We start from the raw sequence: 15,102 nt of genomic DNA on the forward strand, positions 1-15,102 counted from the left end.
TCCTATCTTGTCAGACGCATGAGCATCTTCTCTGTCTGCTGCAAGGGCTCATGCCAGCGTCTGTAAATCTCGGCGATGGGTCGCTCGTCCCGATCAGCCTCAAACTGTCCCAGTGCTTCCGCCCGCCGAGCTGAGGCGCTGAGATATTCGAGTCGCTCGCGATCCGCGCCGTACGTCTCACTGAGAAACTCAACCATGCCCGATGTCAGAGGCAGGTGATAAAGCCGGGTCAGCCGCAGGGCCAGAAGCTCCGCCGCCGGTGCCAGGTCTTCGTTTATTTCCTTCACCGCAGCTGCGCCCAGGCCTGCTTTTGCATCAGCGCTGTACCCTGTTTCCAGACCCTCGGGGAACATGCCATTGCTGCTGTCGATGGCCCGCTGGACACTGGGATTTTTCAGGCCAATCAGCTCGTCGAGCACCAGCGCCAGATGTATCCCCAGCCGTTTCGCTCTCGCCGCTGTCAGTGGCGCGTTCCGCTGCAGAATACCCTCACTGCCCTTGCTGATCTCCATCTCGTCGACATAACGGCTGAAGGCCTCTGCCAATTTCAATTTCTGTTCATCTTCCAGAAAAATGCTACGTTCACGAATCAGCAGACCCTGTCTTGAACTGCGGGAGCCGTCTCTCGCAGTTGTGGGCGAGAGTTTACGTCGCAAGCGCTCCCAGCGTGCAAGAGCGCGCTCCTGTCGGCGATGCCGCTCCTGTAACCGCTCAATGGCCCGCCGGGCCATTCGCGCGTAACGCAGAGATCTTTGCAGGGTTTCCTTCTTCAGGCTGCCGTGCACCCTGTCCTTTCCCCGAACCAGGAGCCTCGAGGAAGCAGCGCCCAGGATGCCGTTAATCTGTTCCAGGCTGGAGGTGATATCCAGGTAGACAACGCGTGTCTCCTGGCCTGCCAAACCGCTCTCGATCAGCAGGGACAAGAGGTCGTGCAGCCGCTGATGAACGGTGGCCCTGACCTGACGATATTCACTCTGGCACCGCTGCACCTCGTCAAGCGCACGGGCCAGCATCCAGTCACCCTCGTAGTCGAGGACCAGCCGTGTAAACTCGCGCCCGCTGAGCAGTTCAAAGGTCAGCAGCAGAAGATCCTCGACATTTTCCAGGGACATCAGGGAAAGGTCGTCATGGTGCGCTGCTTCGAAGATCTGGCCAATGAAATTCCGGCTTCGGGGGATCCCCGCTTCCTGGGAGGGTGCAATCCCCCACAGACGCTGCTCCAGAATCCGTGGATCCACGCCCGGCTTCTCCCTGAGCCTTGCCAGGGCAGCCTCCCGGTCAGGTGCGCTGTGATCCACCCAGTCCTGTATTCGGCTTCGCATGCCGGCGCGCCGGTAGATTTCTATACGCTCTACCGTTTCTGCAAGGAGCCTCTCACCTGTGAGATCCTCCACTGCCATGGCAACACTTCTGGAGCCCAGATCCAGCTTTCCCAGGAGAATATTGGCAGCTTCCCAATGCCGTTGTTCCCAGGGCATCGCGGCCAGATTGAGGTCGCGGACCGCGAAGATCAGGTCTGGCACCATGTCCAGGGTGCGGGTGAGGTTCGCCCGGGCCCGGGCCCTTCTCCTGCCCCGAACGGCATCTGCGACAACCCGGGCAACAAGCCCGATGAGCGCCGCCAGCACTACATAAAAGGCAAAGAACAGGTAGGTATCCGTTGAAACCGGTTCGCCATAGCCAAGCCAGGAGCCGCCCTGCATGGCGAGAAACGTCACTGGGCCAGCCGTCCAGAGCAACTGCAGCATGGTGAGCGACCAGGGCACCTTGCGAGTGCTGGCGGCCATGTCGTCAATGCGACTGCGACCAACCCGTTCCAGGCTGATGCGGGAGTCGCCGCCGTCACCCGCGGCCTCCTGTGGGCGTTTCCGGAATGGGCCTGAAAACCGTCCTGTCATGATCACCCTTCTAGCCCTCCATCCCCGGCAGTAGCCTGCCCGCCCGCGCCGGGAGCCCCGGGCTCATGGCCGGCGCCCCTTTAACGGCTGGACTTTGTCCGTTTCACTGATACCTCATTCAGCACATAGGCAACAACTGCTACCAAGAGAGGCAGAAGGTAAAATACAGCGCGATAGGCTATCAGGGCCGCCAGCAGCTGCGCCGGGGCGACGGTATCGGCTAAAAGTGCGAGGAAAACCGCTTCCAGCACGCCCAGGGCGCCAGGTACATGGGCAATGATGCCTGCGATGCTGCTCAGCAGAAGAACCCCCAGAAGTGAGAAATAGCCCACCTGCCCATACAGAAAGACAAAAATCACGCCACCCATGAAAAGCCAGTGTGCCGCGGAAGCGGTTATCTGGAGCAATGCTATCCTTATGGACGGCAGTGTGATGACCTGGCCCCGGATGTCCCAGGAACGCTTTTTTGCAAATATGCAGAGCAGCCAGTAGGCGACCACCACGGCCACCAGCGCAACCCCGAGAAGATTCGTCAGAGCATCGCTGGCAATCCAGCCTGTCGGAAACCTGAAGCTGCCGCTGAGAAACACCAGCCCCGCCAACAGGCCATAACCAAGCCAGTTGGTGGTGATGCTCATGCCGACGATGTGGGCAACGTCGCCCTTTCTTACTCCCCTCTGGCTGTAGAGCTTGTAGCGGAAGCCAATGCTTCCGATCAGCGCTCCCAGATTCAGCGTAAAAGCGCAACAGATGAACGCGATGGACATGGTTCTGGAGGCCGTGATTCCATGGCCGACATAGTAGCGTCCAAAAAGATCATAGGACGCATAGGCCATATAGGAGCCCGCTGCCAGAACACAGGCAATCATGATCTGAGCCAGGTCATATCCGGCAAGTGCCGTCCATACCGCGTCCCAGTCGGTTCTGCGGGCATGGGTGACCAGCAGCCAGGCTACCAGCAGCAGAAAGGCAGCTGTCAGAATTCGCCTTCCCCATAGTCTGAGCTTCGCTGGCTTTGGTCGCCCGCTATCCATGGGGGGAGCCCTCGTCTGGTTCGGAGGGCCTGGAATGGGGCCTTGAGCGAAAGCTCCAGCTCCTCCTTTCCAGTTTTGGCACCCAGGCGGTAAAGCCCGGGAGGTGACGCAGAAAATGGTAAACCAGGAAACTGATAAAGCCCTTCAGCAGAGTCCGCCGCTTCCACCAGGACTCATTGACCAGCACCACTTCGCTGCCGTATATGAGTTCCCCGATGGCGTTCTGAACCTGGGAGTTGAAGTCACTGTCCTGTACAAAAACATTGGCCTCCAGGTTCAGGGACAGACTCAGCGGGTCGAGGTTACTTGATCCGATGGTGGCCCATTCATCGTCGAACGCAGCTATCTTGGTGTGAAGCCGTCGTTCCCAGTACTCAAACACCTGGATGTCGGACTCCACCAGAAAGTCATAAAGCAGAGAACCGGCAGCTCTCGCCAGGTAGGAGTCCGGCCGCCCCTGGGTCAGAATCGTCACTTCGACTCCCCGGCGCGCTGCGTTACGCAGCGCACGGAGCAGACGGTAGCCGGGAAAGAAATAACAGTTGGCAATGACAATGCGATGCTCGGCTGCGGTGATTCTTGCCAGATATTCGTTCTCAATGCTGTTGCGATGTTTCCTGTTATCCCTGGTCACAAAACGCATCGCTGCATTCTGCCGGCCGGCTTTTTCAGCGGTGTCTTTCACCAGATCGACAAACCGGAGCTGTCCTTCGGACTGTTCCTGGATCGCCCTTCGGGCAAACCGGTGAATCTCATCGACTATTGGCCCGGTCAGTTCCGCGGCATAATCCTGCTTGCACTCAGCGCCAAATCGGGACAGGTGGTTGGACTCGTAATTGATCCCGCCGATAAAAGCGGTATGACCATCCACCAAGAGAATCTTGCGATGAAGCCGTTTGAAAATATTGGCTCTTACACGCAGCCATCTGGGCTGGGGATGGTAAAGACTAAAGTGAATCCCAACTCTTTCCACTTCATGGATGAAGCCCTCTGGCAGGAAATGAGTGCCATACCCATCTGCCAGCACCGAAATCCAGACGCCCCGCTTGGCTGCGGCAATCAGTGCTTCCTGGAGTTCCCGGCCGAGCGAATCATCTCTCACCATGAACGTTTCAATCAGTACTTCCTGACGCGCGGCTCGCACCATCTCCAGGGCACGGACGAAAAATTCATCGCCATTTGTCATCAACGAGATGGTATTTCCTGTCACCATTTCCCTGCTCACAGCACAATGTCCACGGCCAGCGGTGCATGATCCGACAGGCGTGACCAGGGCCTGTTCGGCAGTTTTACCGGGCGGTGCTCGCTGACTCCCCTTACATAGATACGGTCGAGGCGCAGCAGCGGAAAACCCGCCGGGAAGGTTTTGGGAGGAGCGCCATACTCAGCAGCGAAAACGTCGATGAGTCCGCATTTCTTCATTATCTCATGGGCCCTGCCCCGCCAGTCGTTGAAGTCACCCGCGACAATTATTGGCTCGCTCTCCGGAATGGATCCCACCAGATCGCAGAGCATGGCGAGTTGCCGCTGCCGATGATTTTCACGCAGCCCCAGATGAACACAGCAGCCATGCAGAACCGTGTCTTCGCCGTCGGGATGGTCAATCCGGCAATGCAACACACCCCGCTTCTCCGCCGTGTCGACGGAGACGTCGATATTCTCGTACCCGCTAATGGCATACCGGGACATCAGGGCATTGCCGTGGTGCCCCATGGGATAGACCGCATTCCTCCCATAGGCATGATGGGGCCAGACCGAGTCCGCCAGAAACTCATAATGGGACGTTTCGGGCCAGCTTTCCGCATGGCGCAGAGCAAGCAGTTCGTGGGCCCCCAGGACTTCCTGCAGGAACACGATATCAGCTGATACCTCGCGCACAGCATCCCGGAGTTGGGGCAGGAGAAACCGACGATTGAAATGACTAAGGCCCTTGTGGGTGTTGAGAGTCAATATCCTCAGAATCAAACTCCCTTCGCTTTCCGCTCGAAATATCAAATCTGGCGTTCCCCGGTTTCGGGCGCCAGATGCGGCTCAGACGGTAACCTTTCCTGTGTACTCCGGTTGCCGGCCTCTATCCTGAACCTTGGTCTCGGTAGCGGATTTTCAAGCCCAGAGGTTTTTACTTATGAAACAGTCCTTGGCAAAAGCCTCTTTTGTGTTAAAGTGCACGGGTAGAAAAGATCTGGCAAAGAATTTCAGAATAAGACGTTCCTCAGTTGTTACTGGTAAGTGCACCGTCCTGGTTTTGATTCCTCATTTTTTTTCCGCGCATAGCTGATCAACCATCACTCTGATGGAATGGCGGCACATCTGATGTTTAATCCAGGATAAGTTTATATGTCTACTACTACCGGTACTGTCAAGTTCTTCAACGAAGCAAAAGGCTTTGGCTTTATTACTCGTGAGAGCGGCCCGGACGTTTTTGTTCACTACAGCTCTATTCAGGGCGGCGGTTTCAAGACTCTGGCTGAAGGCCAGCAGGTCGAGTTCACCGTTACCGAAGGGCAGAAAGGCCCCCAGGCGGAAAATGTTGTCCCTGTTTAAATAACAGAGACACACAAAGGCAGCTTCGGCTGCCTCAGATTGCTAATGAACCCCGGTTTTCCGGGGTTCATTGCGTTTAGGCACTTTTAAATTCAGACGGCAATCCGTTTGCCCGTCTTCGCGAGCCTGAATGGGGCGGCCCGCACTAACCCCCTGCTTTATGCTTAAAAATTACCATGGGTGCCTGTCAGGCAGTAACGCCGGTAAAAAAAAGTTACTCAAAAAAACTGGAACCGGAACACCAAAACCCTCCTAATCAAAAACTCTGGGAACCCGGTTTACCAACCGCATCGCGTATCTTCGCAAGGGTGGAATCTGCTTACGTTTCTGTCCGTGCGCTACCTGATCCATTACCACCGCTTCTGAAAGACTGTTCTACAGCATTGAGGGCTCGAATGAATCTCGCAGGCATTGTCGGCAACCTGACTATCCGGACAAAACTGATCTCGGCATTCGTTGTGCTGCTGGGGCTTACCGTGCTGGTAGGCGGAGTGGGCAAGCAATCGCTTGATTCATACGGCAAGCGTTCGGATATTGTGGCCATGCTGGGTCAGGTGAACACGGGCCTGACGGAAGCCCGGGTAGACGAAAAAGACTTTCTTCTCTCCGGCAAGAGCATTCATGTCTCGCAGTCCCAGGCGAAAGGCGACCAGGTACTCGCGGTTACCGGAAAACTTGGGCCACTTCTGGAAGAAGAAGCTGATATTGAAGCACTGAAGGGAATTCAGACCGGCGTAAAAGAATATCAGTCGCTACTGGGCAAGGTAGAAGCAAACATTGACCAGCGTGAGCAGGCGCTGGTCGAGCTGGAAGTCAGTTCCCGGGTATTCGGTTCTGCCCTGAAAGCCCACAGTTCACTTTTCTTTGCGACCGCTACGTTTGAGGATATGCGTCGCTCCGAGCGCAAATTTCTACTTGAACAGGATCAGGAAAGCGTTGAGGAGTTTCGGGGAGATGCCAAACGTGTGAACGGCCCCATTCAGTCTTCCACCCTGGATTCAGAGACGAAAGAGGAAATAAATGCAGCTCTGGCGGACTATCTGGCCGCATTTGAGAGAGTGGTAATACTAACCCGGTCAGGCAATGAACTGTCGGCATCCATGGTTGTCACCGCCAGCCAGGTGATTGATTCCGCGAACGAACTGCGGGCTGATCAGGTCCGGAAAATGGGCGCGGACAGTGAGCAGGCCGGTATTTTAATATTCAGTGCAACAGGCATGGCCGTGCTTATCGGTATCTTTCTGGCCTGGTTTATTACCCGGTCCATAACTGTTCCCCTTAATCAGGCCGTTGATGTGGCGTCCAAAGTTGCGTCAGGCAACCTCGCTGTGACCGTGGATACCAGCCGCACTGACGAAATCGGCAGACTCATGGCGGCACTGGGCGCCATGGTTACGTCGTTGCGGGAACTGGTCCAGAGAATAGAGACAGGCGCGGCCAATATCGCCTCATCGGCCGAAGAGTTGTCCACCGTGACCGACCAGACCAGCGCCGGCATTAATCAGCAAAAACAGGAAACAGATCAGGTCGCAGCGGCCATGAACGAAATGACATCAACCGTGGCTGAGATCGCTCGCAGCGCGGAGCAGGCTTTCGAGGTGGCACGAAGCGCAACCGAACAGGCAACTGAGGGCGATCAGGCTGTTAAACATACCTTGGCCCAGATCAGTGACCTTTCCCGGGAAGTAAGCGGCACAATGGAAAAAATACGGGAACTGCAGGCCGAAACCGGAAACATAGGTACGGTACTTGACGTTATCAAAGCGGTTGCTGAGCAGACCAACCTGCTGGCCCTGAACGCTGCGATTGAAGCAGCCCGGGCGGGCGAACAGGGCCGCGGCTTCGCAGTCGTGGCAGATGAAGTGCGGTCGCTGGCGCAGCGTACCCAGGCCTCCGCTCAGGAGATTGAAACTCTGGTGATCAACCTGCAAAACAGTGCTGGCAAGTCCGTAGCCGCGATGGAATCCAGCGTCACAATGGCTTCGGGCACAGTAGAACACGCCACAAACACGGGCTCCGTCATTGCACGCATTGCTCAGGGCGTGAACGAGATAACCCAGTACAACAGCCAGATCGCTACCGCCTCAGAGCAGCAATCGTCCGTGGCTGAAGAAATCAGCCACAGCATTACCAGTATCCGGGATACCACAGATCAGTCCGCAGCCTCTGCAAACCAGACCGCCAGTTCCAGCGCGGAATTGGCCAGGCTGGGCAGCGAACTCCAGGTGCTCGTTTCCCGGTTTACCCTCTGATTTGCTGAAGAGGAGGCTCCCATTCAGTTCAGCGCAGATTTCTTTTGCGCAAGCCCTGAACCAGACCAGACACCTGTCCGATCTGATCTTTCAGAGTCGTTATGGAGGTCTGGGCCTCCCTCACCATCTTCATGGCGTCCTCTCCAAGCTCATTGATGTTAACAATCTTTTCGGATATCTCCTTCGAGGCATGATGCTGTTGCTGGGCGGCAGCGGACGTCCCCCCCACAAGCTTCGGATATGTGCTCGATAAATCCGACAAGCTCGGTCAGCGTCGCATCGGAGCTGATCGCATTTTCAGCCGTTGTGCTCGCGTATCCGCCGCACTGCTTCATGGCAGTGGTTGCCTTTTCTACCGTCTTCTCAAATTCGCTCAGCGTCGTTTCGATCTGTTCCGTAGTGCCTTTGGTGCGATGCGCAAGACTGCGGACTTCATCCGCCACCACGGCAAAGCCTCTGCCCGCCTCTCCTGCCCGGGCGGCCTCAATCGAGGCATTCAGCGCGAGCAGATTCGTCTGCTCGGTAATCGCGCCGATTACCTGCAGCGCGGCCGCAACGCCCTGACTGGCTTCAGCCAGCCGGCTGACTGCTGTGGCGGCTTCGTCCAGTTCCTCTGAGAGGGATTCCATGCTTTCCCGGGTGTCCGTAGTCAAGCTCTGGCCCTGGGTAACCCGATCATCAGCAAGCTTCACCTGCTCAAGCATATCGCTCGCATTGGCAGATACCTCGCAAAACGCTTCACAACCGCATCCAGTTCTGCCGCCTGCTGAGTCAGGGCAAGCTCAATGCTGCCGATATCATCAAGCCGTCCGGTAAAAATCTTTTCCGCTACCGGGTCGTCAATAATTGACCGGGCTCTCGCCAGAGTTTCGCGAAGGGGTCCGGTCAGCCAGAAGATAAACCCAGCACCGACGACAAGACTCAGAACCCAGACAGATATGGCGACCAATGGGTGCTCAGTCGCATAAGCTGCAACCATCTGGAAAGTCAGCACCAGTAGCATCGCCACAGCAAGTTTCGTCGCCAGGCTCCAGCTGCGCCTGAATCTGACTGCAGATATCGGAGCCTTGGCCGGGTCACCCAGGTTATGGGATAACTGAAAACAGGTCTGCCAACTCGCGTCGGATTTTTCCTGCCGAAACCTCAGGTTTATTGTCGCAAATCAAGCAGAGAACAGGATCGTTCCAATAGGATATATTCCCTGGCCGCACCAGGTTCCGATGTTGGCCGGCGGAACAACTGCTTATGCCCCGTCCGCCATACCTGACTGTCTCGGAAGCTAAAGACCCGCTGTCATAATTCGAGTTAATGACTTAGTCATGGCAAAACCTCATTGATTATCGGGCGGGCTTTTCTTTGCAGGTTCTAATGCCAAGCAGTGAATAAGCCGGGCATCGGCCTGCCACTGCGGTGGCCAGTGGAATAATGCCTATCCAGCCCCAGGCACTCTGTGGACCGATAAAAACGAGAGCGATAAGCACCAGGCCCACAATGGCGCGGATGATTCGGTCGGCTGTTCCTACATTAAGACTCATGGCGGATTCTCCTTCACCGGTAGCGTAAATGCGCCTTTTACTTTAGGGACCAGCAGCAAGGCAATCAGTGACTAAGTCACACAGGAGATACAAAAAAATGGATGGAAAAGACATGATGATGAAACATCCCATTCTTGATGTCTTGCCGGCCCCGATAAAGCAGGAGGCCGAGACCATACTGAGGGTACTCTCATTGCCGGCTGGCAAGACCATCTTCCGCCCGGGCGATCACTGTCCGGGACTACCTCTGGTGGTAAGCGGCTCCGTCAAGGTGCAGATGACCGGGGCGTCTGGTCACGGTATTGTGCTGTATCGCATGGGTGCCAGCGAAATCTGCACTCTATCCATTGGCTGCCTGATGTCCGGTCATGGCTATCGTGCTGAGGCAGTGGTTGAACAGCCTACCGAGGCCATCATGGTGCCGCGGCAGCTTTTTGATCAGATGATGGCAGTATCGGCCGAGTTCCGGGCCGGCATTATGACCTCCTACGGCCGCCGGCTCGATGATCTCATGCTGCTGGTGCAAGAGGTGGCGTTTCGCCGGATGGATGAACGCCTGGAAGAATGGCTCGGTACCAGGGCGAAACAGAGTCCGATCAGAATTACCCACCAGGAGCTTGCGGTAGAACTGGGCACGGCCCGGGAGGTAATCAGCCGCCTGCTGAAAGAGCTGGAGCGACAAGGGCGGGTAGCCCTCGCCAGGGGCCGCATTCAATGCCTGTAAAACCAGGGTAGGCCCCCGCCTGACCCTTTGAGGCGCCGGAAAGGCTGCAGATGTCAGAGCCGGGAGGATACAGTCGCCGTGCAATTTGTGTAGCCGTTCCCAATTGCACCAAAAATAACACTTCTCCGACAATACCTGCAGTTTCTTCAGCCACACAAGGTCGTATAATCCAGGACATGAGTTTCCGGCCAGCGGCTGTCCGTCGGCTGCCTGTTTTTCCGAAAGGTTAGGCAATGACAAGCGGTAAACAGAAGATCATCACATCCTGGCTTGCGGCCCTCCTGCTGTGCCTGCCTGCCCCGTTACTGGGTGACAGCATCAAGCGCGTGGTGCATCCGGATGGAACAGTCGAATTCACGAATGTAAAAGGGGGAGCGCCGCAAAGGGCTTCCAGCAAGGACGAAGTAGTCTTCCGCTATACCGATGACAGGGGGGTTGTCTCCTACAGCAGCGTCAAGCCCCCTGCTGCAGACTTCGATGTGATCCGCTTTCAGTGTTACGCATGCGACCCGGATTCCAGCGTCGACTGGCGTACTACGCCTCTCTTTCTCAAGCCTTACCGGGAAGAGGTAATCACCGCCGCAAATGAATTCAGGGTCGACCCGGCTCTAGTACGTGCGGTCATCCATGCAGAATCCGCTTTCAAAGCCCGCGCGCTATCTCCCAAAGGCGCCCAGGGCCTGATGCAGCTGATGCCGGGAACAGCAGCGGAACTGGGCGTGCAGAATGCGATGGACGCGGCAGAAAATATCCGCGGAGGCGTAAACTATCTCGCCCGCATGCTCAGGCACTTTAACGGGGACATCACGCTGGCGACCGCAGCCTACAACGCAGGGCCGGGCGCTGTTGGCCGCCACGGTGGCGTGCCGCCTTATGCTGAAACGAGAGCCTATGTCCAGCGGGTCAGTATTCTTCACGACCGGTATGCTGCGCGCTAATGCCCAGGATTCCCTGATTAACAACCAGATAAAAAGGGCCCGAAACGGGCCCTGGCGCAATCACGACATTGCGATCGGCTGGCGGCCGTCACCGCTCGCTCGGGTTCTGATTGCCACGTGACCAAGCGCAGCTTTTGCCCTGGTAGTGGCCTCCGGTAGCTGGAACAGATGCCAGGCTTCAGGACCAAATGGATCCAGCGCTGTACCTACGTAGCTGAAATCATCGGGTACCGGCTCGCCTGACAAGGCTACCCTGAAATGCTGCTCCACGCTGGGAACGGTGACACCCAGGGGCTGCTCCACCCACATGTAAACCGATTTGTCGGACAGGATGTACTCACATCTGACCACCCGATACCCCTCACGAAGCGTCAGTGTTGTCGGCTCTCTGCCAGACTCGATACGAAATTTGTGAATCGTTTTCATGGCGCTCTCCTGCAAGGATTGTCTTTGACGCGCCGTCATCATCTCCCAGCTCACTAATCGATAAAAGAAGCTTTATTCGTCCGTATTGGTCGGTTTTTTCGATGCCTCTGGAGTTCCAATGAACTGGGGAGCGGCTTCACAGATGGCCTTTACGGCCTCATGGGTCGGGTTTCGGCTGCGGGTTACTGCATAAAGCTGCTCGGTAACCTCGGAAATTGCGGCGATATGGTTCACTTCATATTGCCGGCAGACCTCATCGGTAATTACGGTAGGGGCGGCGAACACCCCGAATCCCTCCCGGCCGAATACCTTGATCAGGGCACTGTCGTCCACCTGGGCTACAAGATTCATGCGAACACCCCGCAGGGCCATCCAGTTCATCAGCTCACTGAAGTAGGGGGAGTCGGTGGCGTTGGCCAGCAGTGGTTCGTGGTTCAACGACCGGGGAAAGTCCGGCTGCAGCCGGTCGGCCAGCGCCGGTGCGGCAAACAGGCTGATCGTGGAACCGCCGAGGGGATGGACAGCAAAGGAATCACTGGCCTCCAGCCCCGGCATCCGGTCGGTCAGCACTACGTCCAGCTCTTTCCTCTTGAGATTGAACAATAGCTCCTCTGTCCGCCCAGTCCGGCACTGCAGGTTCACCCGCCGGCCAAGACCCAGTGCCGGTTGCAACAGGCGGTAGGCAATCAGCTTGTGAATTGACGCGGACACCCCCGCCGCGAGCGCAAGGGGCCGATCGCTGGGAGCGAGCTTCAGAACATCGGACAATTCGCCGGTGAGGGCGAAAATCTCGCTCGCATATCCGAGAACCAGTTGTCCCAGGTCTGTCAGCACGAGGGCCCGGCGCTCCCGGCGAAACAGGCTGCCGCCTACCGACTGTTCCAGAGTGGCGAGTTGACCGCTCAGGGTCTGGGGCGCCAGGTCGAGCACCTCGCTGGCACGGGCAATCGATCCCTCCTGACTGATGACCCAGAAATAGTAGAGATGGCGCAGGTTCAGGGTTTCCCTCATCGGGACCTCTCCTCCAGCAGAAACCCTTCACGGGTCCACGGCTTCACGCAACAGCAAATAAACAAACCCGAGAGACAGAGGTCAGGAAGGCTGTTCTTCCACTTCCCAGGTGCCGTCCGGCCGGCGACAGGCAAGGCCGGTGAGATCTTCCTGCTGGCCTTCCACATTCATCCTGAATTCCCGGCATGGCCGCTCGCCACCGGTATAGGTCTGGGTGGGTGTGAAATTAAAACTTCTGCCAGTGTCCGGGTTTTGCCAGGTGGTGGTTCGACCGGTTGGATTGTTCTCCAGCGCCTGCCCCATTTTCCGGCGATCGCGCTGGTCCAGTTCCTCTCCGACTTCCCGGCCAATAAGGCCGCCCGCCAGAGCACCAATCAAAGCCCCCGCCTCATCATCGATCAGGGCGCCAGCCGCCGCCCCTGTTGTGGTGCCCACAACCGTCCCTGTGCGCTCCTGCGTGGCGCACCCCGGGAGTGCTACGGCGCCAGCCATGATCAGGATTCCCGCCAGTCGATGCAGATACATGCTTTCTCTCCTTTACTTGATATAAAGGCCACAGGAGAAAGATGGGGTGAAACCCGTGGCGGTTAAGGGTGGCAGTCGTAGCAGCAGAACTCAGGCGCGGCCCAGAAACCGACGCTCATCAACGTTCACCCGGATTCGGTCACCGGTGGAAATATGCTCCGGCACCTGAACCACCAGGCCCGTGCTGAGCGTAGCCGGCTTGGTTCTGGCGGTCGCGGACCCGCCCTTGACCGAAGGCGCCGTGTCCACAATGTCCAGATCCACTGCGGGCGGCAGATCCACCGCCACAGGCTCGTCACTGACAAGTATCACCTGAAGACCTTGGGTGTCATCGCCAATGAACAGCAACTCGTCAGCAATCGCCTCACGATTCAGGCTGTATGGCGTGTAGTCCTCGGTATCCATGAACACGCATTCTTCACCATCGGAGTAGGAGAAGGTGACGGGCCGGCGGGTCAGATCTGCCAGGCTCAGCATGTCTGAGTCCTTGAAGGTCTCATCCATTTTGGCATTGGTGACCACATCGTACATACGCATCCGGTAAAGGCTGCCACCGGCCCTGCCCTGTGGCACGGAACGCTCGATGTCCCTGACGAGGTAGACCCTGCCCTCGTACTCTATGGCTGAACTCTTTTTTATTTCACTGGCTCTTGGCATTTATCAACGCTCCCAAACACACCTGATGGCATCACTGCCAGATTTCCTGATGGATCCCCTGCCCCGCTTACAGCAGCTTCATTCGGCCGGATTTGAGCACCACCGCGATAAAAAGTCCAACGCTATGATTACTCCTATACGAGGCTGCACAATCGAAGTAGCGCAGCTGAACCGCGCCGGCGACGAATAGCGGAATCAGGCAAAACCCGCCAGCGCCTGTTTCTTCGATGCTGTCTGGATACCTTCGTAAAGCTCGAATTCGTCAGTGACAGAACTGCCAAGGGCCTGCTCGAAAGCGTCTCTGTTGCCGCTGGCCGCGAACTGTTCCTGGCTGCTTTCCCCAAGGTTGGACTGAAAAATCCCGGCAGCACTTACTGGCAGGAAGTCCTCATAGATGATAGGCCTGGCAAGGATTCTTCCCTCATCCAGCAGAGCCTCCAGGTCGTCGGGGCTGCTCCCCCCATTGTCCTGGTTCACCGCTTCGTAGCGGAAATAAGCCAGGCCCTGGCTGCGCAGCTCCTCATGGCTGTCCGGGAAGTCAGCAAACACCCTGGCCAACACTTCCTGGTGCGCAGCGCCTTCCAGGCCCTGACTCTGCTCACGCGCCCTGCCCAGCAGCTGGTCATAGAGGCGGCGGCCCTGCGGGGTCAGTGCCACACCCCGCTGTTCGATCTCACCAAAACGCGCCGTATGGGTTCCCTCGTGGCTGTTCGCGAACCGGATCGGCTCTTCCAGTGCCTTGAAGCTGGTCTGGCGCAAAAGAATGGGGCACTGCCGGTGGGGAGGACCCTCGATGACGGCCTTGGGATTCATGCCGTAATCCGGCATGCGACGCTGCACCTCATCAATATTCAGGGTCCGCGGTGTCAAATGGTTGATATGGGGCCCACGGAAGCAGACCACATCGGCGATCAGCCGGTGCTCACCGCAGAGCGCCTCATAGGTCTCTATGTCCACGGTGGCATCGTGATGCCAGCGGAAGGTCTCCAGGGCTTCCTGTACGAACTGCTCAGCCTGTCCGGATGTAAGCCCTCCCTGAGCCTCGCTCCGCTCTACCAGCTGCCGGGCTGCCTGGGTAAAAATGTCGCGCTTTTCCAGAATCTCACTCGCTCTGGCTCTCAGCGCTTCACTCTCAATCAGTTCCAGCCGCAGCAGCGAGGTAAATACGCGAAAGGGATTGCGACGGAGGGCCGCTTCGTCAGTGGGACGGAAGGCGGTGGAGTGTACCGGCACTCCCGCTTCGGAGAGATCATAGTAGCCAACCGGATACATACCCATGACCGCAAAAAGCCGGCGCAGCATGGCCAGTTCATCAGGCGTGCCGACGCGGATGGCACCGTGTCGCTCCACATTCAGCCGCTCAATCTCACCGGCGGCTTCCATCTGCCGCCGGAGGTCCGGGTTCTCCTCCAGAGTCTCACGATTGACAGCTTCCACCAGCTCCAGCAGGGAGCCGTACTGCGGGACTTCGCTCTGGTACATCGCCGACATGGCCGAGGAGAACTGAGCCCGGATTTCATCGGCGCTGACATACTGGTTCATAGGTGTACCTTCTTCC

General features: G+C 57.3%; 16 protein-coding genes. 4 read left to right on the forward strand and 12 right to left on the reverse strand.

Annotation, left to right across the window (positions count from 1 at the left end; all coding sequences use genetic code 11):
• Positions 1 to 2: 2 nt before the first annotated feature.
• From LG327_RS18775 to LG327_RS18790, 4 genes are all read right to left on the reverse strand, one after another.
• Entirely contained in the window at positions 3 to 1,898 is a 1,896-nt protein-coding gene (locus LG327_RS18775; protein ID WP_404364323.1) for a hypothetical protein, read from the reverse strand.
• 80 nt (positions 1,899 to 1,978) lie between these two features.
• Positions 1,979 to 2,932: a YbhN family protein gene (locus LG327_RS18780; RefSeq protein WP_404364325.1), complete on the reverse strand. Its 954-nt coding sequence runs from the start codon at positions 2,930 to 2,932 to the stop codon at positions 1,979 to 1,981.
• Entirely contained in the window at positions 2,925 to 4,118 is a 1,194-nt protein-coding gene (gene clsB / locus LG327_RS18785) for a cardiolipin synthase ClsB (protein WP_404364327.1), read from the reverse strand. The genes LG327_RS18780 and clsB overlap by 8 nt, the downstream gene beginning before the upstream one ends.
• Before the next feature lie 35 nt (positions 4,119 to 4,153).
• A complete protein-coding gene (locus tag LG327_RS18790) occupies positions 4,154 to 4,891 on the reverse strand; it encodes an endonuclease/exonuclease/phosphatase family protein (RefSeq protein ID WP_404369548.1) in 738 nt (245 codons plus the stop codon).
• A gap of 378 nt (positions 4,892 to 5,269) precedes the next feature.
• On the opposite strand from LG327_RS18790, the gene LG327_RS18795 reads away from it, so the two are divergent.
• Together LG327_RS18795 and LG327_RS18800 are read left to right on the forward strand one after the other, a co-directional pair.
• The gene (locus LG327_RS18795; protein WP_404364329.1) at positions 5,270 to 5,476 is read left to right on the forward strand and encodes a cold-shock protein; all 207 of its coding nucleotides are present in this window, start codon (positions 5,270 to 5,272) and stop codon (positions 5,474 to 5,476) included.
• A 395-nt stretch (positions 5,477 to 5,871) separates the two neighbouring features.
• Entirely contained in the window at positions 5,872 to 7,728 is a 1,857-nt protein-coding gene (locus tag LG327_RS18800; protein WP_404364331.1) for a methyl-accepting chemotaxis protein, read from the forward strand.
• 158 nt (positions 7,729 to 7,886) lie between these two features.
• Here the strand turns inward: LG327_RS18800 and LG327_RS18805 are convergent, their stop codons facing one another.
• The 3 genes from LG327_RS18805 to LG327_RS18815 all read right to left on the reverse strand — a co-directional run bounded on the left by LG327_RS18805 (position 7,887) and on the right by LG327_RS18815 (position 9,263).
• Positions 7,887 to 8,432, reverse strand: coding sequence for a methyl-accepting chemotaxis protein (locus LG327_RS18805; RefSeq protein ID WP_404364333.1), 546 nt, complete (start codon positions 8,430 to 8,432; stop codon positions 7,887 to 7,889).
• Entirely contained in the window at positions 8,417 to 8,737 is a 321-nt protein-coding gene (locus tag LG327_RS18810; RefSeq protein ID WP_404364335.1) for a hypothetical protein, read from the reverse strand. The genes LG327_RS18805 and LG327_RS18810 overlap by 16 nt, the downstream gene beginning before the upstream one ends.
• Positions 8,738 to 9,065: 328 nt before the next feature.
• Positions 9,066 to 9,263, reverse strand: a complete 198-nt coding sequence (locus tag LG327_RS18815; protein ID WP_404364337.1) for a DUF2892 domain-containing protein — start codon at positions 9,261 to 9,263, stop codon at positions 9,066 to 9,068.
• Between the two features lie 97 nt (positions 9,264 to 9,360).
• Between LG327_RS18815 and LG327_RS18820 the strand changes: the two genes are divergently transcribed.
• Together LG327_RS18820 and LG327_RS18825 are read left to right on the forward strand one after the other, a co-directional pair.
• The gene (locus LG327_RS18820; RefSeq protein ID WP_404364339.1) at positions 9,361 to 9,987 is read left to right on the forward strand and encodes a Crp/Fnr family transcriptional regulator; all 627 of its coding nucleotides are present in this window, start codon (positions 9,361 to 9,363) and stop codon (positions 9,985 to 9,987) included.
• Positions 9,988 to 10,220: 233 nt separating this feature from the next.
• The gene (locus tag LG327_RS18825; RefSeq protein ID WP_404364341.1) at positions 10,221 to 10,925 is read left to right on the forward strand and encodes a lytic transglycosylase domain-containing protein; all 705 of its coding nucleotides are present in this window, start codon (positions 10,221 to 10,223) and stop codon (positions 10,923 to 10,925) included.
• Between the two features lie 60 nt (positions 10,926 to 10,985).
• Here LG327_RS18825 and LG327_RS18830 read toward each other — a convergent pair whose 3' ends face one another.
• The 5 genes from LG327_RS18830 to LG327_RS18850 all read right to left on the reverse strand — a co-directional run bounded on the left by LG327_RS18830 (position 10,986) and on the right by LG327_RS18850 (position 15,086).
• Positions 10,986 to 11,351, reverse strand: a complete 366-nt coding sequence (locus tag LG327_RS18830) for a hypothetical protein (protein ID WP_404364343.1) — start codon at positions 11,349 to 11,351, stop codon at positions 10,986 to 10,988.
• 72 nt (positions 11,352 to 11,423) lie between these two features.
• Positions 11,424 to 12,362 carry a LysR family transcriptional regulator gene (locus LG327_RS18835; protein WP_404364345.1) on the reverse strand — a complete coding sequence of 313 codons (939 nt, stop codon included), beginning with the start codon at positions 12,360 to 12,362 and terminating at the stop codon, positions 11,424 to 11,426.
• A gap of 81 nt (positions 12,363 to 12,443) precedes the next feature.
• Positions 12,444 to 12,887 carry a glycine zipper domain-containing protein gene (locus LG327_RS18840; protein WP_404364347.1) on the reverse strand — a complete coding sequence of 148 codons (444 nt, stop codon included), beginning with the start codon at positions 12,885 to 12,887 and terminating at the stop codon, positions 12,444 to 12,446.
• 90 nt (positions 12,888 to 12,977) lie between these two features.
• Positions 12,978 to 13,544, reverse strand: coding sequence for an elongation factor P-like protein YeiP (gene yeiP, locus LG327_RS18845; protein ID WP_404364349.1), 567 nt, complete (start codon positions 13,542 to 13,544; stop codon positions 12,978 to 12,980).
• A 195-nt stretch (positions 13,545 to 13,739) separates the two neighbouring features.
• The gene (locus LG327_RS18850; protein WP_404364351.1) at positions 13,740 to 15,086 is read right to left on the reverse strand and encodes a VOC family protein; all 1,347 of its coding nucleotides are present in this window, start codon (positions 15,084 to 15,086) and stop codon (positions 13,740 to 13,742) included.
• Between the last annotated feature and the right edge of the window lie 16 nt (positions 15,087 to 15,102).

The organism is Marinobacter sp., assembly GCF_044799475.1.
GTDB lineage: Bacteria > Pseudomonadota > Gammaproteobacteria > Pseudomonadales > Oleiphilaceae > Marinobacter.

Excerpts from the sequence above, each read along its gene's own strand:
- LG327_RS18775 (WP_404364323.1), bottom strand. The coding sequence starts at position 1,898 with ATGACAGGACGGTTTTCAGGCCCATTCCGGAAACGCCCACAGGAGGCC.
- LG327_RS18780 (WP_404364325.1), bottom strand. The coding sequence starts at position 2,932 with ATGGATAGCGGGCGACCAAAGCCAGCGAAGCTCAGACTATGGGGAAGG.
- clsB (WP_404364327.1), bottom strand. The coding sequence starts at position 4,118 with ATGACAAATGGCGATGAATTTTTCGTCCGTGCCCTGGAGATGGTGCGA.
- LG327_RS18795 (WP_404364329.1), top strand. The coding sequence starts at position 5,270 with ATGTCTACTACTACCGGTACTGTCAAGTTCTTCAACGAAGCAAAAGGC.
- LG327_RS18800 (WP_404364331.1), top strand. The coding sequence starts at position 5,872 with ATGAATCTCGCAGGCATTGTCGGCAACCTGACTATCCGGACAAAACTG.
- LG327_RS18805 (WP_404364333.1), bottom strand. The coding sequence starts at position 8,432 with ATGCTTGAGCAGGTGAAGCTTGCTGATGATCGGGTTACCCAGGGCCAG.
- LG327_RS18815 (WP_404364337.1), bottom strand. The coding sequence starts at position 9,263 with ATGAGTCTTAATGTAGGAACAGCCGACCGAATCATCCGCGCCATTGTG.
- LG327_RS18820 (WP_404364339.1), top strand. The coding sequence starts at position 9,361 with ATGGATGGAAAAGACATGATGATGAAACATCCCATTCTTGATGTCTTG.
- LG327_RS18825 (WP_404364341.1), top strand. The coding sequence starts at position 10,221 with ATGACAAGCGGTAAACAGAAGATCATCACATCCTGGCTTGCGGCCCTC.
- LG327_RS18830 (WP_404364343.1), bottom strand. The coding sequence starts at position 11,351 with ATGAAAACGATTCACAAATTTCGTATCGAGTCTGGCAGAGAGCCGACA.
- LG327_RS18835 (WP_404364345.1), bottom strand. The coding sequence starts at position 12,362 with ATGAGGGAAACCCTGAACCTGCGCCATCTCTACTATTTCTGGGTCATC.
- LG327_RS18840 (WP_404364347.1), bottom strand. The coding sequence starts at position 12,887 with ATGTATCTGCATCGACTGGCGGGAATCCTGATCATGGCTGGCGCCGTA.
- yeiP (WP_404364349.1), bottom strand. The coding sequence starts at position 13,544 with ATGCCAAGAGCCAGTGAAATAAAAAAGAGTTCAGCCATAGAGTACGAG.
- LG327_RS18850 (WP_404364351.1), bottom strand. The coding sequence starts at position 15,086 with ATGAACCAGTATGTCAGCGCCGATGAAATCCGGGCTCAGTTCTCCTCG.